This is a genomic window from Clostridium sp. DSM 17811, from assembly GCF_018861905.1.
In the GTDB taxonomy this organism is placed as follows: Bacteria; Bacillota; Clostridia; order Clostridiales; family Clostridiaceae; genus Clostridium_AD; species Clostridium_AD frigoriphilum.
The window spans coordinates 1-20,439 of record NZ_JAHLDU010000026.1 but is presented as its reverse complement, the minus strand read 5'-3'; the positions used below and the strand labels follow the sequence as shown (position 1 = coordinate 20,439).

At 32.3% G+C, this 20,439-nt stretch carries 19 protein-coding genes and 2 tRNA genes; 3 read left to right on the top strand and 18 right to left on the bottom strand.

Translation table 11 applies throughout. The annotated features are described in order from the left end of the window. Window positions 1-10: 10 nt before the first annotated feature. The 10 genes from KPL44_RS20635 to KPL44_RS20590 form a co-directional block, all read right to left on the bottom strand. Window positions 11-853: a fumarate hydratase gene (locus KPL44_RS20635; RefSeq protein ID WP_171298510.1), complete on the bottom strand. Its 843-nt coding sequence runs from the start codon at window positions 851-853 to the stop codon at window positions 11-13. A 92-nt stretch (window positions 854-945) separates the two neighbouring features. After that, window positions 946-2,556 (bottom strand): FAD-dependent oxidoreductase, encoded by a 1,611-nt coding sequence (locus KPL44_RS20630; protein WP_216254134.1) that lies wholly within the window; start codon window positions 2,554-2,556, stop codon window positions 946-948. 50 nt (window positions 2,557-2,606) lie between these two features. Next, window positions 2,607-3,287: a 4Fe-4S dicluster domain-containing protein gene (locus KPL44_RS20625; RefSeq protein ID WP_216108006.1), complete on the bottom strand. Its 681-nt coding sequence runs from the start codon at window positions 3,285-3,287 to the stop codon at window positions 2,607-2,609. A gap of 56 nt (window positions 3,288-3,343) precedes the next feature. Further along, a complete protein-coding gene (locus KPL44_RS20620) occupies window positions 3,344-4,195 on the bottom strand; it encodes an FAD/NAD(P)-binding protein (protein ID WP_216254131.1) in 852 nt (283 codons plus the stop codon). Window position 4,196: 1 nt separating this feature from the next. Further along, window positions 4,197-5,231, bottom strand: coding sequence for a 4Fe-4S dicluster domain-containing protein (locus tag KPL44_RS20615; RefSeq protein WP_253201877.1), 1,035 nt, complete (start codon window positions 5,229-5,231; stop codon window positions 4,197-4,199). After that, the gene (locus tag KPL44_RS20610) at window positions 5,228-6,211 is read right to left on the bottom strand and encodes a 4Fe-4S dicluster domain-containing protein (RefSeq protein WP_216254129.1); all 984 of its coding nucleotides are present in this window, start codon (window positions 6,209-6,211) and stop codon (window positions 5,228-5,230) included. The genes KPL44_RS20615 and KPL44_RS20610 overlap by 4 nt, the downstream gene beginning before the upstream one ends. Continuing rightward, the gene (locus KPL44_RS20605; protein WP_071613085.1) at window positions 6,199-6,663 is read right to left on the bottom strand and encodes a hydrogenase iron-sulfur subunit; all 465 of its coding nucleotides are present in this window, start codon (window positions 6,661-6,663) and stop codon (window positions 6,199-6,201) included. Before KPL44_RS20605 ends, KPL44_RS20610 begins: the two co-directional genes overlap by 13 nt. Next, the gene (locus KPL44_RS20600) at window positions 6,654-8,639 is read right to left on the bottom strand and encodes a CoB--CoM heterodisulfide reductase iron-sulfur subunit A family protein (RefSeq protein WP_216254126.1); all 1,986 of its coding nucleotides are present in this window, start codon (window positions 8,637-8,639) and stop codon (window positions 6,654-6,656) included. The genes KPL44_RS20605 and KPL44_RS20600 overlap by 10 nt, the downstream gene beginning before the upstream one ends. Before the next feature lie 48 nt (window positions 8,640-8,687). Beyond that, entirely contained in the window at window positions 8,688-9,098 is a 411-nt protein-coding gene (locus tag KPL44_RS20595) for a 4Fe-4S dicluster domain-containing protein (RefSeq protein WP_216254123.1), read from the bottom strand. A gap of 19 nt (window positions 9,099-9,117) precedes the next feature. Next, window positions 9,118-9,915, bottom strand: a complete 798-nt coding sequence (locus KPL44_RS20590) for a CoB--CoM heterodisulfide reductase iron-sulfur subunit B family protein (protein ID WP_367302962.1) — start codon at window positions 9,913-9,915, stop codon at window positions 9,118-9,120. A 431-nt stretch (window positions 9,916-10,346) separates the two neighbouring features. On the opposite strand from KPL44_RS20590, the gene KPL44_RS20585 reads away from it, so the two are divergent. Then, window positions 10,347-11,240 (top strand): LysR family transcriptional regulator, encoded by an 894-nt coding sequence (locus KPL44_RS20585; protein WP_216254120.1) that lies wholly within the window; start codon window positions 10,347-10,349, stop codon window positions 11,238-11,240. A 126-nt stretch (window positions 11,241-11,366) separates the two neighbouring features. Here the strand turns inward: KPL44_RS20585 and KPL44_RS20580 are convergent, their stop codons facing one another. Both KPL44_RS20580 and KPL44_RS20575 read right to left on the bottom strand, forming a co-directional pair. Next, entirely contained in the window at window positions 11,367-12,380 is a 1,014-nt protein-coding gene (locus KPL44_RS20580; protein ID WP_216254118.1) for a WG repeat-containing protein, read from the bottom strand. 108 nt (window positions 12,381-12,488) lie between these two features. Beyond that, on the bottom strand, window positions 12,489-13,247 hold the full coding sequence (locus KPL44_RS20575) for an exodeoxyribonuclease III (RefSeq protein WP_216254116.1): 759 nt from the start codon (window positions 13,245-13,247) through the stop codon (window positions 12,489-12,491). 214 nt (window positions 13,248-13,461) lie between these two features. Here KPL44_RS20575 and KPL44_RS20570 point away from each other — a divergent pair, with 214 nt between their 5' ends. Further along, complete coding sequence (locus KPL44_RS20570; RefSeq protein ID WP_216254112.1) at window positions 13,462-13,833, top strand: hypothetical protein; 372 nt, start codon at window positions 13,462-13,464, stop codon at window positions 13,831-13,833. Here the strand turns inward: KPL44_RS20570 and KPL44_RS20565 are convergent. Further along, window positions 13,809-13,964 (bottom strand): hypothetical protein, encoded by a 156-nt coding sequence (locus tag KPL44_RS20565; protein ID WP_216254107.1) that lies wholly within the window; start codon window positions 13,962-13,964, stop codon window positions 13,809-13,811. The two genes, KPL44_RS20570 and KPL44_RS20565, sit on opposite strands and share 25 nt — an antisense overlap. A gap of 195 nt (window positions 13,965-14,159) precedes the next feature. On the opposite strand from KPL44_RS20565, the gene KPL44_RS20560 reads away from it, so the two are divergent. After that, window positions 14,160-14,984, top strand: a complete 825-nt coding sequence (locus KPL44_RS20560; protein ID WP_216254104.1) for an MBL fold metallo-hydrolase — start codon at window positions 14,160-14,162, stop codon at window positions 14,982-14,984. A 50-nt stretch (window positions 14,985-15,034) separates the two neighbouring features. Here the strand turns inward: KPL44_RS20560 and KPL44_RS20555 are convergent, their stop codons facing one another. From KPL44_RS20555 to KPL44_RS20535, 5 genes are all read right to left on the bottom strand, one after another. Further along, window positions 15,035-18,325, bottom strand: coding sequence for an SNF2 helicase associated domain-containing protein (locus tag KPL44_RS20555; protein ID WP_253201876.1), 3,291 nt, complete (start codon window positions 18,323-18,325; stop codon window positions 15,035-15,037). 176 nt (window positions 18,326-18,501) lie between these two features. Further along, window positions 18,502-18,576: transfer RNA gene (locus KPL44_RS20550), tRNA-Gln, on the bottom strand. A 12-nt stretch (window positions 18,577-18,588) separates the two neighbouring features. After that, window positions 18,589-18,663, bottom strand: a tRNA-Glu gene (locus tag KPL44_RS20545). Window positions 18,664-18,819: 156 nt separating this feature from the next. Continuing rightward, the gene (locus KPL44_RS20540) at window positions 18,820-19,854 is read right to left on the bottom strand and encodes a CdaR family transcriptional regulator (RefSeq protein WP_216254201.1); all 1,035 of its coding nucleotides are present in this window, start codon (window positions 19,852-19,854) and stop codon (window positions 18,820-18,822) included. A 182-nt stretch (window positions 19,855-20,036) separates the two neighbouring features. Then, window positions 20,037-20,439, bottom strand: a 403-nt coding sequence (locus KPL44_RS20535) for a glycerate kinase (protein ID WP_216254101.1), incomplete at its 5' end; no start/stop codon positions are given.

The window sequence follows — 20,439 nt, the reverse complement described above, 5'->3', positions numbered from 1 at the left end:
TTACCCCTCCCTATATTATTGTTATTGCATGTCTTGCAACATGACAATTAATATTTACTGCCACTGGTAATCCAGCAATATGTGTTGCAAAAGCTTCCACATTAACGGCAAGGGCTGTAGTATTACCACCTAGTCCTTGAGGTCCTATTCCTAGTGCATTAATTTTTTCTAGTAAAGTTAACTCAATTTCTTTTAAATGCTCAGTTTTATTATGACTACCAATATCTCTTGTTAAAGCTTTCTTAGCAAGATACATTGCTTTATCTGATGTGCCTCCAATTCCAACACCTACAACAATAGGTGGACATGGATTTGGACCTGCAAGTGAAACCGCTTCTACAACAAAATCAAGTACACCAGCTAACCCATCTGATGGTTTAAGCATTTTTAATCTACTCATATTTTCACTACCAAAACCTTTTGGAGCTAATGTTACTTTGACTTTATCACCTGGCACAATATCATAATAGATTACAGCAGGAGTATTATCTCCTGTGTTTTTTCGTTTTAAAGGATCTTCTACAACGGATTTTCTTAAATATCCTTCTTTATATCCACGTCGTACTCCTTCATTAATTGCCTCTGTAATATTTCCACCTATTAACTCAACTTCTTGACCTACTTCTACAAATACTACAGCCATACCTGTATCCTGACAAATTGGAACTTGATCATTTTTCGCAATTTCAGCATTTTTAAGCAAATTACTTATTATATCTCTTCCTACAGGAGATGTTTCTTCCTTTTCGGCTTTGTGAAAGGCGCATAATACGTCTTCTCCCACATAAAAATTAGTCTTAATACTCATGTCTTTTAAAGCATTTTCAATTTCTTTTACATCAACTTTACGCATGAACCAACAACTCCTTCCATTTTTTTAATTTTCCAAGCAATGGTCTATTTTTTTGTATCATCGCCTTTCAAACTGTATTACATTTAGTTTTATTATTTATTATTTTCTCTTCCATGAGTATAATGTGGTAACAACATAGGAGAGATTTTGTCTGTAATTATACCATTTTCTTCAAGACTCTTATGGTATTTTTTAACATGGTCAAGACTAAGTTCTTTCACATTAACATTTTTGCAATTTTCGCCTGCATGTGACCCTGCTCTACGTCCAAAAACAATAATATCTAATAGTGAATTACCCATTAACCTGTTACTACCGTGGATTCCACCTGAAGCTTCTCCTGCCACATAAAGGTTTTCTACCTTAGTTTGACCATTTTCATCAATTAAAAGTCCTCCATTTTGATAATGAAGTGTTGGATATACGAGAATTGGATCTATTCTCATATCAATACCAAATTTTTGGTACATTCTTAGCATTGCTGGAAGTCTCTTTTCAATTGTTCCTTCACCATTAATTAATTCTATTAAAGGAGTATCTAGCCATATGCCTTTTTCCCCTGCAGCTGTATCAATACCTTTATTTCTTATATGACATTCTCTAATTAATGCAGATGTTTCCACATCTCTGGTTTCAAGATGGTAAGTAAATTGCTCACCATCAATATTTAGAGGTGTCGCCCCTAAACTACGAACCTTCTCCGTAACAAGTGCTCCAAAAATTTGTGGAGGATATGCTACTCCTGTAGGGTGATACTGCACAGCATCTGCGAAAATGAGTTCAGCTCCGGCTCTATATCCAAGTACTAACCCGTCTGCTGTAGCACCGTAATGATTTGTTGTAGGAAAACCTTGATAATGAAGTCGTCCGGCACCTCCTGTGGTTATAATAACAGTTTTAGCTCTTGCTATTAGATATTCCTCTGTTTCTATATTAAATAATACAGCTCCAGCAGCTTTGCCATCCTTGTCTAGGATTATCTCCACAGCAGGTGAGAATTCTACCACTTCGATACCTTTGTTAATAACTTCATCCCTAAGGACACGCATGATTTCAGCTCCTGAATAGTCGGCAGCAGCATGCATTCTTTTTCTTGAAGTTCCACCTCCGTGAGTAGTGACCATTGTACCATCTTTTTCTTTATCAAACATTACCCCAAGTTCATTCAACCATTTTATTGCTCCTGGAGCATCCATTACAAGAGCATTAACAAGTTCTTTTTTATTGGTAAAATGTCCGCCTCCCATTACATCCATGTAATGTTTTGCAGGAGAATCATCTGGCTTATCTGCAGCCTGTATTCCACCTTCAGCCATCATCGTATTGGCATCACCGAAACGTAATTTTGTGGCAATCAATACATTTGCTCCTGTTTTGTGGGCTTCTAGAGCTGCTGATGCTCCAGCTCCTCCTCCGCCTATTATCAAAACATCTACATCATAATCCACTTTAGTTAAATCCATATCTAAATTTTGAAGTCTGCTTTTAGCTTCAATAAGTTCTGCAAGTTGTAATGGAACCTTAGATCCTTTGCTCGGTCCAACACTTAGATTTTTGAACTCTTCTTCCTTATAATCCGGATAATTTTCCTTTAATATATCTTCCTTTTCCTTAGCACTCATCCTCGGAAACTGAACTCCTAGTCTTTGCTCACGGGTGGCCTCTACCTTCTTTATTAGCACCCTCATTTCTGCTGTATACATTAAAATACCTCCCTGGTAAACCTATATTTTATGAGATTTATTGGTGCTCTTTACTTTGTAATATCTCTTGTGTTATATAATTCCTTTAATTCATCTATACTTTTAATCATTAATTCTTTCATTGAATCATCATACGTGCCTTCTTGAATCTCTTTTACCCTTTTTGTCAAATCTTCTGTTTCAGGAGCAATATATTTGCCTGTAAGTCTTCGAGCAAGCATTGCTACTTGATAATGAGTTATACCAGCTGGGCATCTAGAAGCACAGATTCCGCACATTACACAGTCAAAAGATTCATGAGCACATTTCTCAATATCTCCTCTTTGAGCACTGGCAATATACTGCATAACATTAAGCCCTTGTGGACACCCCTTAGTACATGAATTACAACCAATACAGCTATATATTTCAGGATAAAGTTTCATCATTGTATCAGCTGTTGGCTCTAGTTCATTCATATCATAAGTTCTTTTGTCTCCAGGGAAAAATGGCAATTGAGTAAGATACATACCATCTTCAACCTTAGTTTGACATGCTAAACATACCTTTAATTCATTCTTGCCTTTAATTCTATATATTGTGGAACAAGCACCGCAAAAGCCGCCCCTACATCCACATCCTCTTACTAATTTGTACCCTGCATACTCCATCGAATCCATAATTGTAAGACTTGAAGGTACAGAATATTTTTTATTTAATATGTATATTTCCACCATTTCTTTGTTGGACATTTTATATGCCTCCTTTATCCCAAATCTTTAATGGGATGGTTTTAAACGATTTATTATTAATATTCATCAGGAAGTTCATCTATTTCATCGCATCTAAATACTGGACCATCTTTACACACATATTTATCTCCAATATTACAACGTCCACATTTTCCTACGCCGCATTTCATTTTTAATTCTAACGTTGTGTATACCTGATCCTTCTTAAATCCTATTTCCATAAGTGTTTGAAGAGTATATTTAATCATGATAGGTGGCCCACATAACAAGGCTACTTTATTTGTATCAAATCCAATTTCTTTAACATAAGATGGAACAAATCCTACATGTCCTTCCCATCCTTCGGCTTCTCTATCAACAGTTAAATGAACCTCTGTATTAGGCCTCGATGGCCAGTTTTCAAAGATGTCCTTTTGAAAAACAAGATCTTCAGGTGATCTTGATCCATATAGAATATCTACCTTTCCATAATTTTCTCTATTATCCATTACATAGTTTATAACAGAACGAATAGGTGCTAAACCTATTCCACCACCGATGAAAAGAAGGTCTTTTCCTTTTAGTTCATCATTAACAGGAAAATTATTTCCATAGGGTCCTCTTATTCCGATTTCACTGCCTACCTCTAAACCATGTAGATATTCTGTAACCACACCACATCTTTTTACACTAAACTCCATATAATCCTTTTGCGTTGGAGAAGAAGTGATTGAGAAAATAGCTTCTCCAAATGGAGGAACCGAAATCATTGCACATTGACCTGGCATATGTTCAAATGGTTTTCCACCACCAGGTTTTATAACTCTAAAAGTAGTTACATCATGTGTATCCTTTCTAACATCAATTATCTCAGCTATTTCTGGCATTAAAGGGTTCACATGTTCATGTTCATTACAAGTACAGCTCATTTTATTCACCACCCAACTTTTTAATTACTTTAACAATATCCAAGTGAACTGGACATTTTTCAACGCACCTTCCACATCCAACGCAAGCATATACACCCTCATTATTATTGGGATAATAAACAAGCTTATGCATGAAACGCTGCCTGAATCTTTCCTTTTGCGTTTTTCTGATATTCCCATGTGCCATAAGAGTAAAATCCGAGAACATACATGAATCCCAGCAACGGAATCTTTCTCCAGATGTATCCCCTTTAAAATCAGAAACATCATAACAATGACAAGTAGGACATACATAAGTACATGAACCACATCCTAAGCACCGCTGACTAAGTTCTCCCCAAATTTCAGATTCAAATAACTCATTAAGCTCACCTTTTATTTTTTTAGGGTCTAGGTTTGCTAAAGGAAGCTCTTTTAACTTATCATTTGTAGCCTCTTGTAATGCATTTAATTCACTTTTATCCTGCTCAGTAACATCTTCTAAAATATCCTTTAATTGCTTTGTTAAGTTTTCACCCTTTTGAGTTTGTGGATCCCAAAGTATGCTATCCCCAATATCCCATGTGTTAACATCAACTTCCTTCGAAGCTGTTTGTGGCTCAATCCCAAATGAACTACAAAAGCAAGTTTCCGCAGGATTAAAACAGGCCATTGAAACTATAGTTCCTTTTTCTCGCCTTTCCTCATATAAAGCATCTACAGGATCACTGAGAAATACATTGTCAAGTAGCTTAAAGCTCCTTGCATCGCAATGCCTGACTCCAAATAATACATACTCCTCTTTTTTTCCTCCTACATTGTCCAGTTCAAGTTTCTTTCCATCCCTTTTAAACTTTAAGTAAGTTTCACTTTGTGGGAAAATAAAGCTTTTTGGTGAAATATTAGTTTTCAGTTTTTCTACATTCACCATATCTCCTTGTTTCCACATATCAAAGTTAACTTTCCCATCCACTTCAATAGGCAAAAACAGTTCATAAGATTCATCAATTTTACTAAAAAGATCCGAAAACTTATTTTTTAATATTTTCTTCATCATTTTTTCCCACCTCCGTGTGATGTAAATGAATCACTATCATCCAGTTTAAACATTCCGATTGGGGCTTGTTTAGTTGGATCTACTCCCGCATCATATTCACCATAAAGTTCATTTATGTCTTTCATTATTTTACTATTTAATAGGTAAAGTGGTATATTTGCTGGACATACTCTGCTACATTCTCCACAGTCCACGCAACGACCGCCAACGTGATAAGCCCTAATAATATGATAAAACTGCTCTTCACTTTCTACATTTGCTTTACCTGATACCTCTGCCTTATCGTTATCAAAAATACATTTTACGCAACTACATGCAGGACATATATTACGACAAGCATTACACCTTATGCATTTTGAAAATTGAGCAGACCAAAAATCAGATTTTTCTTCATCAGTTAGAGCTTCAAGTTTTTCCACTTCTTTAAATCGTTCTAGTGGATCTACTTCTCTAGTTACCGTATCAGACATCATCTGATCATACACTACAGGGTTAAGCCGTCTACATCTAATGCATTTATCATATTCAAATTCATTTGAGGTAACCTTCTTTTCACCATCATTTCTTACAAATATGATTTCATCCCCAGATCTTTTAACACTTAAAAGGCCTTTATCTAATCCTTCTTTTTTTACTTTTTCTGGATCAATCATACCGGGGCAACCTATTCCATAAACAACAACCTTGCTTCGATCTACTCTGTTATCATTTATAAGTTGGTTAAATCCAAGGGAATCGCATCCTTTTAAAAATATACCTACTTTTTTATTATCTTTTAATTCCTTAAGCAAGTATTTACTTAGGTTATTAACGCAGAAACAATCCCATACTAAAGAATCTACTTTATCGACATCTGTAATAAACACGGGATAAGAATCATCAAATGTATCTCCCTTTTCCCAGCCTATAATCTTTTCTACTTCCCCATTTTCTAGGGCTAATTTTGCAGTTTCTCTTATTTTTTGTGTTATCTTATCCATCTTTCATCCCTCAACTTTCTATTAGGGCCAAGTTTATGAACTTTCTCTAATACGTCATTCATAACGCTTGAAAATTTTTGTCCCTCTGCTGCTGAAATCCAATCCACTCTAAAACGTTCTTTTTCTATCCCCATAAATACAAGCAAATTTGTCAAAATTGAAAAACGACGTCTTGTATGATAATTCCCACTTGTATAATGACAATCCCCTGGATGACAACCGGCAATTACTACACCGTCAGCCCCATGTTGGAATGCACGAAGTATAAAGTTTTCACTTACTCTACATGAGCATGGAACCCTAATAATTTTAACATTGGCAGGATAAGCTAATCTGCTTGTCCCCGCTAAATCCGCTCCTGCATAACTACACCAGTTACAACAAAAAGCTACAATTAAGGGTTCAAATTCACTTTTATCTATCCCCTCGATTTTTTCGGCTTCTATCGACATATTGCATCCACCTCCGCTAAAATCTGTTTATTAGTAAATCCTTTAAGATCAATGGCACCAGGACGACAAGCTACAGTACATCCGCCGCACCCTTGACAAAGTGCTTCATTTACACTTGCAACTATTTTAGTAATGATATTCCCATTCTCTTTAACTTCAATTGTTTTTGATGAAATTGCATCATATGGACATATTTTAGTACACGCAAGACATCCACTACAAATTGATTCATCTACTTCTGAAACACAAGGATTATTAACTAATTTATCCTTACTTAATACACCAATTACCTTTGCTGCTGCAGCACTTGCTTGTGCTACTGTCTCCGGTATATCCTTTGGCCCCTGGCATGCTCCTGCTAGAAATATTCCTGCAGAATGAGTTTCAACAGGACGAAGTTTTGGATGAGCCTCTGTAAAGAAATTATTTGTATCTGTGCTTATGCCTAATATTCTTTTAATTGTAGTTGCATCATCTTTGGCCTTAGTTGCCGCAGCGAGCACTACTATATCCGCATCAATTTGAACTGTCTCTCCAGTCGAAGCATCAATAGCATTAACTTGAAGATTCTCTCCATTTGGAAAAACTTTACCAACCATTCCTTTAATATAATGAACACCATATTCTTCAACAGCTCTTCTCTGGAACTCTTCAAAGTTTTTTCCTGGTGTACGAACATCAATATAGAAAACATAGGCTTCCATATCAGGATAATGATCCTTAAGTAACATTGCATGTTTTGCTGTGTACATACAACAGATTTTTGAACAATAAGGTTTACCCCTTAAGGTCTTGTCCCTTGATCCAACACATTGTATAAACACTACTTTTTTAGGCACTCTTTGATCAGATGGGCATAATAAATGACCTGCTGTTGGACCTGCAGCATTTGTTAATCTCTCAAATTCAAGAGATGTTATTACATCCGGATGCTGACCATACTGGTATTCTCCAAATTTATCTAAACTTATAAGATCATAACCTGTGGATACCACTATAGCACCATATTGTTTTGTTATTTTAGTATCAACCTGTTCAAAATCAATGGCACCCGCTGTACATACTTTTTCACAAATCCCACATTTTCCTGTTTTAAACTTGATACAATGTTCTCTATCTATAACCGGTACGTTTGGAACCGCCTGAGCGAAAGGCATATAAATTGCCCCTCTGTTTCTTAATCCTTCATTAAACTCACTTTTAGCTTTTTTCGAAGGACATTTTTCAGTACAGACACCACAACCAGTACACTTATCCATATTTACACTTCGTGCCTTTTGGTTAATGGTTGCTTCAAAGTTTCCAACGTAGCCCTTAACTGCCTCAAGTTCACTATATGTATATAATGTTATATTTTCATGAGATGCGGCATCTACCATTTTCGGTGTCAAAATACAGGCAGAACAATCGAGTGTTGGAAATGTTTTATCAAGTTGAGACATCTTACCACCAATACTTGGTGACTTCTCAATGATATCAACTTGATAACCAGCCTCAGCAATATCAAGAGCAGTTTGAATTCCTGCTATTCCTCCACCAATAACAAGTGCCCTTTTCGTTACATCTATTTGACCTGGTGTAAGCCCACTATTTAATGTAGCTTTAGCCACTGCAGCCCTAACAAGAGCTATAGCTTTAGGCGTCCCAATCTCTTTATCCTTATGAATCCAAGAACAATGTTCTCGAATATTAGCAACTTCTAATAAATATGGATTTAGACCTGCTGCCTTAGCCGCTTTTCTAAATGTTGCCTCATGCATTCTAGGTGAACATGATGCTACCACAACTCTATCTAATTTTTGATCTTTTATCGCATTTTTGATCAAATTCTGACCTACTTCGGAACACATATATTGATAGTCTTTAGCGTATACAACTCCAGGCATTTTTTGTGCTTCTTTTATTACTTTATCAACGTCTACGGTAGCTGCTATATTACTTCCACACCAACAAACAAAAACTCCAATTTTCTGCAATTTGATTCCTCCTTTAAAAATAACAGTATCATTATTTTAATGTAAAAATTATTTATTGTATTTTCTAAATGCACTTACTATTGCCTGTTGGGGCATTTTATTATCTATTTTTTTAATAACGTCTTCAGCTTTTATTCTATTTTCTCCTGAACGCCTAATAACTATAAGTCTCACTGCCTCTAAAACGTTTGCAATATCTATATCCCTAGGACAACGTTCAGAACATGTAAAACATGAAGCACAAGACCAAATCGTTTTACTCTCTATAACCTTGTCTAGTTCTCCTGTCTGAAGTAATCTTATGACCTGATGAGGTAGAATATCCATACCTTCACTTGCAGGACAACTTGCTGAACATTTTCCACACTGGATGCAATCTTGTATCCTCTGCCCACTAATTTGAAGAATTTGCTCTAACTCTTTTGATCTTTTGCCTGAATATATTTTCACTCTTTTCATTACACTATCTCCTCCTATCTTATTTAACACCTAAAGCTTCTGCTAAAAGTTCTGTGAAATAGGTAATAGATAGTTTATCTTTTGCCCCATCATTACTAATTTCTAGGTTATACTTACAAAGGGGGCATGCAGTAACAATTTCTTCTGCACCATTTTTTACAGCGGATTGTATTATATTATCTGTCATTTTGTTTACAAGATCCTTCTGTTCTAAACAAAGGTACCCTCCACAACACTCCGTTCTATATGGATATATAACTGGAATAGCTCCTATTGCCGTTATAAAATCTTCTATAATAGAAGGATTTTCTGGATCATCAAAATTCATGGTACTACTTGGACGAAGGAGCAAACAACCATAATATGCACCAATTTTACGATTAGTAAGAGGATTCGTAACTTTTTTAGCCAGTTCATCAAATCCTATTTCATCTCTAAGCACTTCTAGATAGTGAAGAACTTGTGTCTCACCCTCGTATTCTTTTGGCAAGTCTAAATAATTGTTAACCTTGGATTTTATATCCTCTTTGCTTTTCATATCTTCATTTACTCTTTTAATCACATGATGACATGCTGCACATAAAGTGACTAGCTTTTCACCTTTATCCCTTGCTGCTGCTAGGCTCCGCACAGCTGATAATTTAGTAGCTATTTCATCAGTGGCCATTGGATATACCGCACCACAACATTGCCACTCTTTTTGCTCTTCTAGCTCAAACCCCAAGACTTTTGCAGAATCTAGTGCATACTTTTCTAATTTCTGAGCTTTCGTCTTTAACGTACAACCTGGATAATAACTATACTTCATATTTTTCATCTAGACTTTTAAACAAATGTATAAGTCTAGATTTGCACCTCCCTTCAATTTATTAATGTTTTAATACTAGTTAATAAAAAATGTTTATATTATCTGTTAACGTTTATCTCTTAAAAATGATGAAGTTTCACTTAACTTCTTGTTAAAATTATAACATGTCTTATTCTAAATTTAAAATACCATTAAACTATGATATAATAGTATTTGCCTATCATAAAGAAACATCTTATAAATTTACTATAACAAAGTATTTCTTTTCTTAATTTTATTGGTATATCTACATTTATCAACAAATAAGTATTTTTTTATATTTTTATATATTGTATAATTTAATTTAATTTTTGTTAAAATTATAACGTTTTTCATTATAATTTAGAAACATTAATCAACTATGGTTTCATAGTTTAAATCTATAATTAGGAGGCTGCGTTATGGAATTAAGACAGTTACAATATTTCCAGATGGTTTGTCAATTAAATAGTATTACACAAGCTGCAAAAAAGCTTTACGTAACCCAACCATCCATTACCAATTCCATTAAGAATTTAGAAAAAGAGCTGTCCTGTGTACTCTTTGACAGATCTAAAAAGCAACTTTTTCCAACAGTTGAAGGAAAAGTTTTTTTAAAGAGAGTAGATGAGATTTTAAAACTAGTAGACAATGCCACTACGGAAATGAAGGATTACGAGGATCTTAAAAAGGGTATACTTACAATAGGCATCCCTCCAATGATCGGTACCTTTATATTTCCTATAGTTTTTATTAAATTTAAACAATTGTATCCAAATATCAAACTAAATATTATAGAATATGGATCTATTGAAACAAGACAAATGATAGAAAATGGAGACTTGGATTTAGGTCTTATTATAGGTGACCCAGGTAATGATCTACTAGCTTCCTTGCCTATTTTAGATAGCGAACTCTTAGTTTGCTTAAAAAAAGAACATCCGTTAAGAAAAAAGTCAACTATTACATTTGAAGATATTAAAAGCGAACCTATTATCCTACTAAAAGAAGGCTTCTACATAAGAGAGAAGGTATTAGATCGTTTTAGAGAAAAAAATGTTCAGCCTAATATTATTTTATCGTCCAACCACTTAGAAACCGTCAAAGGACTTATTACAAACGGGGTTGGTATATCTTTTTTATTAAAAGAAATTGTTGAAGATAATGATAAAATAACAAAAATTCCATTATGTAATACTATTCCTATAAAAATTGCTCTCGTTTGGAGAAAAAATTGTTGTTTATCCACTGTTTCAAAAGTATTTATAGATTTCTTAAATGCAAACCCTCTAACCGTTCATGAGAATTTAGATTAAGTTAATAATTTTCTTATTGAAAATATATATAAAAAGCGTATCCTAAAAATTCACTTTTATATTCGGACAAAAATGCCTCAAAATAGAAATCACTTTCCATTTTGAGGCAACCAATTAATCTAAAATCTAAGCTTGTAATTCCCAAATGTATTCTCCCGATTTATTGATATATCCAATCCTTTTACCTATTTCAACCCTTGCAATTCCCTCAGTAAATTCATAGGCTTCTTCAAAAATTGGTTCTATAATTATTTCACCTAAACAATCTATATAACCCCACAAATCTCCTATTTGAGCAGCGATTAAACCCTCACTTATAATATCTATATCTTCAAAATTTGTTGGTATTGTAATATTACCACTTTTATCAATACAACCATATTTTTCATTTTCACAAATTACAGCTATACCTTCATAAAATTTACCCGCCCACTCAAATTTCGGTTTTATAATAATATCTCCTGTGTTATCTATGTATCCGTATTTTTCTCTTATCTCAACTGCTGCCAATCCTTCATTGAACTGATCGCAAACATTATATCGTAGCGGTATAATTATTTCTCCGCTTTTGTTTATATACCCATACTTTCCCTTAGAACAAACTGATGCTATACCACTGTAAAATTCATTAGCATAATCATAAATTGCATCTATTATAACTTTGCCATCCTTATCTATATATGCTATTTTACCACCTATTTGAACTGCTGCTAATCCCTCACTATAATCGTTAGCATCTAAATATTTTGGTGGCACTATTTCCGTACCTTCACTATCTATGTATCCCCACATATACCCACTCTTTACTGCCGCTCTTCCTTCAATAAAGAAATTAGCTTCCTCATATTTAGGTTCAACTATAAGTTTTCCGTTTAAATTAATATACCCGTTTTTATGGCCTACTTTTATTGCCGCAAGCCCTTCATTAAATGGCATAACTTCATCATACTTAGGCTCAATTACAAACTCTCCAGCCTTATTTATAAAACCATACTTGTTATCTATACCCACTATCGCTAAGTCCCCTTCAAACTCCTGAGCATAATTAAATTTATTTTCTATAATTACATTACCTTCCCTATTTATGTACCCATATCTTTTCTTAAATTTCACAGGATATAAATTATTCTCATTGTTCATAACTAAAACTTCCTTTCACTTTTTGAAAACTAGTTCAAAAATTATAAATTAACTAAATACAATATCATTATACACTGAACTAGTTTAAATAAGTAATTTTAAATATTACTATAAAATAATGCTCACAGGGCAATGATCCGACCCTATAACCTCATTTAAAATAGATGCTTCCTTCAGCTCGCTTAATAAGTCCTTTGTTATAAAAAAGTAGTCAAGACGCCACCCTGCATTTTTTTCCCTAGCCTTAAATCTGTAACTCCACCAAGAATATTTTACTTCTTCTGCATGAAGATATCTAAAAGTATCAACATAACCATGAGATATAAATTTATCCATCCACGCCCGCTCTATAGGTAAGAAACCTGAATATTTTTCATTTGCCTTTGGATTTTTAAGATCAATAACATTATGAGCGGTATTATAATCTCCACAAATAATTAGTTTTTTTCCATTTTTTCTTAACTTTTCACAGTAAGCCAATAATTTATCATAAAATTCCATTTTATAATTTAATCTATCCTCATCCTTTTGACCATTAGGAAAATATATATTAAAAAGTGTGAAGTTTTCAAATTCAGCTATTAATATTCGTCCTTCACTATCAAATTTTTCTATTCCAATCCCTCGCATAACAGATATTGGTTTTTGCTTAGTGTATATAGCTACCCCACTATAACCTTTCTTCTGCGCACAACAAAAATATGAATAATACCCTTCTATATTTTTAAGCTCATCACTTATTTGATCCTCTTGAATTTTTGTTTCTTGTAAACATAAAACATCTGGTTGCTCACCCTCGATCCATTCAATAAATCCTTTATTCTTTATGGCTCTTATACCATTTACATTCCATGAATAAATTTTCATAAAAACACCTTCCTCATAAAATTATTTTATACATGCAAATTGCCTATATATTTATCATTTACTATTTTGAATCTAGTATGTAAACCTCATAATATTAATATAGCATACTCTTAAGCATTATAAAATTATTTATCTTTTTTCTTTAAATATGTCTAATTATTATCACCTTTATGATTAAATCAGAATACTATTATAGTGAAAGGTGGCGTTATTCATGGATTACAATGAAAAATATACTGGAAATAAAGAGAAGTTTTACTTTTTCTTAAAAGATGAAATTATAAGATTATTCAAAGACAAGCTCAAGATAGATGGACATCTTGTTAACATACCAGATGATGAAGAGTTGAATTATCAATTCAACCTTGATAGCAATAGACATTATGGTGATTTTACAATTAAAGTTACATGGGGAAAAAAGACCGAACAAAATTACACTATTAAGGAAGAATCTAATCAATATGAAGAATTTGACGAAAACTCTAAACAAGCTGAAATGTTCAAAGAAACTACTACTACAAATAATGATGGCATGGAAATAAACACCAATGTAAGCTTTGATTATGAACCCTCTACATTTAAATAAACTAAAAGATGATAGAGAAATTCTACAATTAAAATAGCAATGATTTGTACAGAAAAATTCGCCTTTTCTCCTATTAATGGTGGATCTGTACAAATTATTATTGCATCAGAATCTTCTAATAATTCATACATTTCATTACAATAAATATTATAACCAAAAATTAATTAGTTGCGTCAGAACATCTGCAAACTTAATACTATTTAGTATCACTTTTTTATAATTTAAAGTCTATACACGTTATGCTATAATAAAATCAAACAAATTAAATTTCAAATAAAAATATAATCATTTACTATAAAATAAACACACAAACTAAGAGGTATAAAATGAGCTTTGTTAGATTATCTAAAACAGTTGAATATATGTATAAATTGCATCGTAGAAACTTTAAATTGTACTTTAAACCTATAAAAACGCCGTTATATGAGCCTATAGTAAAAAATTCTATTCATTGGGTAGGTCATGCTACTGTAGTTATTAATTTAAACGATAAGATTATAGTAACTGATCCTGTAACTAGTTTAAATCTTGGTGAACTAAAAAGATTAGTTAAACCCTCTATAAATTTAGCATCCATTAATATTGATTACATAGTTCTTTCTCATGGTCATATGGATCATATGAATTATTCAACTCTTAAGAAAATAAACAAAAGTGCTATAGTGATTGCTCCTAAAAATTTAAACATTCCTTTAAAAATTTTAGGTTTTAAAAATATAGTGCTTCTAAACCACACTGAAATATATAGTGATAGACACATAAAAATAAAGGCATTAAAGGCGAATCACGATGGAAGGCGTTACCCTTGGGGAGCTAAAGCTGAGAGCAACTCCTATATAATTGAAAGTAACCTTAAAAAGATCTTTTTTGCTGGTGATACTGCTCTCACTGATGCATATAAAGATTTAGTAGCAGATGTAGCCATCATGCCTGTAGGCTGCTACAAACCTGATGAATTTCAAGAGATGCATTGTTCTCCAGAGCAAAGCTTTAAAATGTTTAAAATGACAAAAGCTAAATTAATGATACCCATTCATTATAAAACCTATATTCTAGCCCAAGATAAGGATGAGGACACTGTTAACACATTAAATAGAATAAATGATGGAAGTATAAAAATTATTGATATAGGCCAAACTGTAAAATTATAAATAACACAAAAGCAGGCAATAGAACCCTAAATTAGGTCTATGCCTGCTTTTTATACAAATAAATCTTCAATATCATTTTGACTCATCTGTGATAGAAACAATTCTGCTCCTGTTTCATCATTAATAACACTATCTGTAACTTCTTTTTTCTTTTGCTGAAGCTTAAATATTTTTTCTTCTATAGTTCCTCTTGCTATTAATTTTATAACCTCTACTGTTTTTTTCTGTCCAATTCTATGAGCTCTATCTGTTGCTTGAGCTTCTACGGCCGGATTCCACCAAGGATCAAAATGTATAACCATATCTGCACCTGTAAGATTTATCCCAGTCCCACCAGCTTTTAGAGATATTAAGAATACCTGTGACTCTCCTTCATTAAAATCCTTCACCATCTTAACTCTTTTTTCTGACTTTGTTGAACCATCAAGATACATATAGTTTATATCTTTAGCTTCTAATCTACTCGCAATATTCTTTAAAACTCTTGTAAATTGAGAAAATATTAATATTCTATGACCTTCCTCTAAACCATTATCTAAAATTTCATCTAAAGCTTCCATTTTGCCACTACCCCCATTATAATTTTCTATAAAAGTAGATGGGTCACAGCATATTTGCCTTAACCTTGTTAATATTGAAAGTACCTTAAACTTGCTTTTATTAAATCCTTTCTCCCTAACATCTTCTTCTAATTCTCCTTTAGCATCCTTTAAATAAGCTAAATAGATTTTCTTCTGCTCCTCAGTCATTTCCACTGAAATCCTATGTTCGATTTTTGGAGGTAAATCTTTTGCAACCTCAACCTTTGTTCGCCTAAGTATAAATGGCTTTACATGATTATTTAATTCCTTTAATGCATTTGCATTTCCATCTTTCACAATTGGTGCTTCATATTTTTTTGAAAAAGCACTATGATTCAACATATAACCTGGCATTATAAAATCAAAAATTGACCAAAGTTCGGTAAGAGAATTTTCAATAGGTGTTCCTGTAAGTGCGAATCTTCCTAAAGCATTCAAACTTTTTACAGCAGCAGAATTTTGAGAATTAAAATTTTTGATAAACTGGGCCTCATCTAAGAAACAATATCTAAATTGAATTTTTTTATACTCCTCAAGATCTCGCCTTATAAGTGCATATGATGTTATAACCACATCATTGTCATTTATATTTTGTTTTTGTTCTTCCCTCTGACGTATATTCCCAGATATTACTATACAATTTAGCGAAGGTGCAAACTTTTCTATTTCATCCTTCCAATTGTATACAACTGATGTCGGGCATACTACTAGTGTTGGTTGTTTGATATCATTTTCCTCCACCTCGGACAAAATAAATGCTATAGCCTGGAGTGTTTTCCCAAGGCCCATTTCATCTGCGAGTATGCCTCCAAATCCACATTTAGCAAGAGTTTTTAACCATTTAAATCCAGTTTTTTGATAATCTCTCATTATACTATCTAAAGAACTTGGAACTGTTGCTTTCAATTCCTTTGTATTTTTTAAATCATAAACTAACTCTTTAAATTTTTTATTTGTATCAACAAAATCCATTTGTTCTCGTTTTAATTTTTCTTCTATATATAGTGTATTATATCTAGAAAGCAGAATTTTATTTTTTGAAATATCTTTATCTTTTATATTTAAATACTCTATCATTTCTGCAACTTTTAGTAAATTATTAGAATCTAGTAATACAAAACTTCCATTTTTGAGCCTATGATATTTTCTTTTTTCTCTTAGTGATGCAAAAATATTTTTAAGTTCAATATTATCTACACCTTCAATACTAAAGTTAAATTCTAAAAGATTATCTTTATTAAGTCTAATATTTGACTTATACCCAGTATTTCCATGAACACTTATTTTTTTAAATTCCTCTGAATAATAAACATCCGCCATCTGCTGAAGTTTTTCGAGTCCTGAAACTAAAAACTCTAAAAGTTTTTCCTCATTTAACATTTCAAACCCATTATCCCTGCGAACAAATCCGAATTCATTAAATTGATTTATGATACTCATTTCCTTATCCATGTCTCTTATAAGTGCTCTTCCCTCTTGTAATTTGTTTTCTTTACTATTAAAAGGGTTTATTTCTATATCTCCATATTTGAAAGTTATAAGAGCCTCAACATTTTCAGATTTTTTTTCAAAATAAACAATTGCCTTAAGCTCTTTTACATAAAATTCGTTTTTAAGAGACATATCTATATCAACTTTACTACTTATTTTATTTAATGTTGGAAGTACAAATGATGCTACATCATCTTTCTCTTCTTCATAAAATTCTATACAACCATTTTTTTCATCTTTAAATCTATTATAAAAGGGCATATAAGTATCCCTTTGTGTAACTGGTGGCTCATATACTTTCCCTTCATAAAAAAAGAATTCACCATCACTAGTTAGCGAAACAGGTATATTATTCTTTTGCTCTAATATAAATTTATTCTCTTCCCTATTTATATTAAACTCTAAAGGCATAGATTCCTTTTCTATATGTACATTAGTAAATGTCTCACCTTTTATAACAACAGATAAATCTCTATTATATAAACACTTTAATAATCTTTTAATCATACTATCAGTAAAATAAGCTTTTTTACCCGACAGAAACTTTACCTGGTTACTCTTATATGTATTCGCAGCCCCCGCTAACGACTGAAGTTCACCTGCTTCTTTAAAAATTTCTATAATATTTAGATCTTCATCCCTAAAAGAGTGCAAACAAGGATTGTATGTAAATTTCTTACCAAATTCCATTGGCTCAAAACTTTTATTATAACAAATTAAGAATTCTTTTATGTTCTTAACTACGTATTGCTTATCCTCACCGATCTTTAGGCTCACAAATGATTTTGTATTTTCGCTGCTAGATCCGTGCTCGTATTTTATATCTATATTTAAATATATTTTTGCTCTTTGAGCCACATTTATATTATTTGTTATTTGTTTAATTAAATTATTTGTTTTAACCATTTTCTTAACTTTAATAATTTGTTCTTTCTCATTAACATACTTTAATAGTGTAGCTACAACATGTTTGCACATATTTCTGCGTCCGTAATAACCAAAACTATATTTATTGCAATCACAGTTATAGTTTACAAACAAATTAATATTATCAAAACTTACATCTACTTTATATAAAGTAAGATTTGAGGACTGTACATTTGAAGTTATCATAGTTCGTGTATAATCTTCCAAATTTTCCAGCTCTTCTATTTCTACATCTATATCCTTAACCTTATCATCTAAATAGTAATTTCTCCCAAATTTATAAGTCTCTTTATCAGTATTTTCTCGTATTATCTCTTCATTAATATCAATATTATTACTCAAAAATTTCACCCCTAAGTTTTCTAGTTGTTGGCTTTTTTCTAAATAACATTTCCAGATAAATTATCATTTTCAATACTTTGATATATAAAAAAATAATCCTAGCAAAATAAATTTATGCTAGGATTACTTATATTCATCATATTAAAAAATCATTATTCTTAATTTGATTAAATCTTTGGCTAGAGTGGCAGGATTCGAACCTGCGAATGCCAGAGTCAGAGTCTAGTGCCTTACCGCTTGGCTACACCCCAATAAAAAATAAATGGTGACTCCTAGGGGAATTGAACCCCTGAATCCACCGTGAGAGGGTGGCGTCTTAACCTCTTGACCAAGGAGCCATATTAGCTATTCGCGTTTCAGCGATTTGCACTACGAGATATAGTATACCTCGTATTTCAGTATAAGTCAAATAAATTTTTAAAATAAATAAATTTATGTCTTTTTTAGTATATTATTAGCATCATAACTAACTTTTATTCCATAAAAGCAAGGTATTATCTCCAAATTATTCCACATAATAATTCAAATAGCTCTAACAAAATTTTTGGATTTTTTCCTGTCAATTGTTTTATTCTTTCCAGCCTGTAATTTAAGGTATTCCTATGTATATTAAGGCTACTAGATACTTTATTAATATCACCATTTTGTTCAACATATGCTTGTATAGTTTTAACAAGTTCTAGTTTGTTCCCAGATTTATCAAGATTTGAAAATAGAGAAATTAATGATTCTTTATTATCATAAGATAAATGAATAAGGAACTTTAAATCATCATAATTGTATATTAAAGATGATGGTTTTATCTTAGTACCAAATTCCATTGCTAGTTCTGCATTTTTTAATGAAACCGAAGCAATATCCTCTTCTCCTCCTAAACATATTTTATTTATGTCTGAGCTCTCTTCAATATAACTTAATATCGTATTATTTTTATAATTACTTGTAGTAAAAAATACTGTTTTATTATCATCTATATCATAATAATGAGGGTACTTATTACATAATATTCTAAATTCACTTGAATTTGAATTTATATACACAAGAATAGCCTGACACTTTTTTGTAAGGTCAAGACCATAACTTTTAGCCCTCGCATGAAAGTCTTCATCATATTCCGTTGTTCTGTGAGCCAAATCCTGATAAAACCTCTGCCTATTTAATCTTTTATTCTGAATTTCCTCATCCAGTTTAGATTGCTCAATTAATAAAGCGGCAGTTACACGAACAAGCTTACTAAACCTTCTCACCTCATCAGGATGTCCTGTAATTCCTATTACTCCTATTATATTTCCATCTATAATAATAGGCTCGTTTACCCCTGGTTTCATACCTCCGTCTTCTTCTTCATATACTTCATTTATTAATTGATTATCTATTGCTTTTTTAGCACCTTCATGAACATTCCCAATACGTTTAATATCTCCACTACCTATAATCACTCCATTTTCATCCATGACATTTATATTGTAAGGAATAACATCCATCATTTGCAAAACAATTCTTTGTGCTATAGTTTTCGATAACTTCATAGTACTCACTTTACTCACACCCTTCTGAAATATCATTAAATGTTTTTTAATAATGCCTTCTTATTAATTCACTTTCTAATCATAAAGTATACTTCAATTTTTCTGTAAATACAAAAGTGGATTCCGAAGAATCCACTTTTGGTGTATAATTTAAATATGATAAATAAAGAAACTATACACAACTATAATACGTTCATAAGTCTTATTATATTTTCAGCTGTCTTTTCAACGTTTTCCGATCCATTCGCTAGAGCTTCCTCTATAGAAGTTACTCCTTGCATGATACCAAATATTGAATCTATTCCGCTTTCATATAATATATCTATGCCTTCACCAACTCTTCCAGCTAATGCAATCACTGGCTTATTGTGCTTACTAGCAACTGCTGCAACACCAAAAGGAGTTTTTCCATATTGAGTTTGGTAATCTATACTTCCTTCTCCAGTCCAAACCATATCTGCATCTTTTACTTTCTCTTCTAGTCCAGTATATTCAATTACCATTTCGATACCTTTTTTCAAAGTACCATTTAAAAATGCCAAAAGTCCAGCCCCAAGTCCTCCTGCTGCTCCAGCACCTGGTACA

What these genes read in the sequence shown, in the direction of transcription:
- KPL44_RS20585 (WP_216254120.1), top strand. Translation starts at nt 10,347, where the DNA reads ATGGAATTAAGACAGTTACAATATTTCCAGATGGTTTGTCAATTAAAT.
- KPL44_RS20570 (WP_216254112.1), top strand. Translation starts at nt 13,462, where the DNA reads ATGGATTACAATGAAAAATATACTGGAAATAAAGAGAAGTTTTACTTT.
- KPL44_RS20540 (WP_216254201.1), bottom strand. Translation starts at nt 19,854, where the DNA reads ATGAAGTTATCGAAAACTATAGCACAAAGAATTGTTTTGCAAATGATG.
- KPL44_RS20625 (WP_216108006.1), bottom strand. Translation starts at nt 3,287, where the DNA reads ATGTCCAACAAAGAAATGGTGGAAATATACATATTAAATAAAAAATAT.
- KPL44_RS20630 (WP_216254134.1), bottom strand. Translation starts at nt 2,556, where the DNA reads ATGTATACAGCAGAAATGAGGGTGCTAATAAAGAAGGTAGAGGCCACC.
- KPL44_RS20580 (WP_216254118.1), bottom strand. Translation starts at nt 12,380, where the DNA reads ATGAACAATGAGAATAATTTATATCCTGTGAAATTTAAGAAAAGATAT.
- KPL44_RS20635 (WP_171298510.1), bottom strand. Translation starts at nt 853, where the DNA reads ATGCGTAAAGTTGATGTAAAAGAAATTGAAAATGCTTTAAAAGACATG.
- KPL44_RS20590 (WP_367302962.1), bottom strand. Translation starts at nt 9,915, where the DNA reads ATGAAAAATATGAAGTATAGTTATTATCCAGGTTGTACGTTAAAGACG.
- KPL44_RS20575 (WP_216254116.1), bottom strand. Translation starts at nt 13,247, where the DNA reads ATGAAAATTTATTCATGGAATGTAAATGGTATAAGAGCCATAAAGAAT.
- KPL44_RS20610 (WP_216254129.1), bottom strand. Translation starts at nt 6,211, where the DNA reads ATGGATAAGATAACACAAAAAATAAGAGAAACTGCAAAATTAGCCCTA.
- KPL44_RS20615 (WP_253201877.1), bottom strand. Translation starts at nt 5,231, where the DNA reads ATGATGAAGAAAATATTAAAAAATAAGTTTTCGGATCTTTTTAGTAAA.
- KPL44_RS20565 (WP_216254107.1), bottom strand. Translation starts at nt 13,964, where the DNA reads ATGTATGAATTATTAGAAGATTCTGATGCAATAATAATTTGTACAGAT.
- KPL44_RS20560 (WP_216254104.1), top strand. Translation starts at nt 14,160, where the DNA reads ATGAGCTTTGTTAGATTATCTAAAACAGTTGAATATATGTATAAATTG.
- KPL44_RS20605 (WP_071613085.1), bottom strand. Translation starts at nt 6,663, where the DNA reads ATGTCGATAGAAGCCGAAAAAATCGAGGGGATAGATAAAAGTGAATTT.
- KPL44_RS20620 (WP_216254131.1), bottom strand. Translation starts at nt 4,195, where the DNA reads ATGAGCTGTACTTGTAATGAACATGAACATGTGAACCCTTTAATGCCA.
- KPL44_RS20595 (WP_216254123.1), bottom strand. Translation starts at nt 9,098, where the DNA reads ATGAAAAGAGTGAAAATATATTCAGGCAAAAGATCAAAAGAGTTAGAG.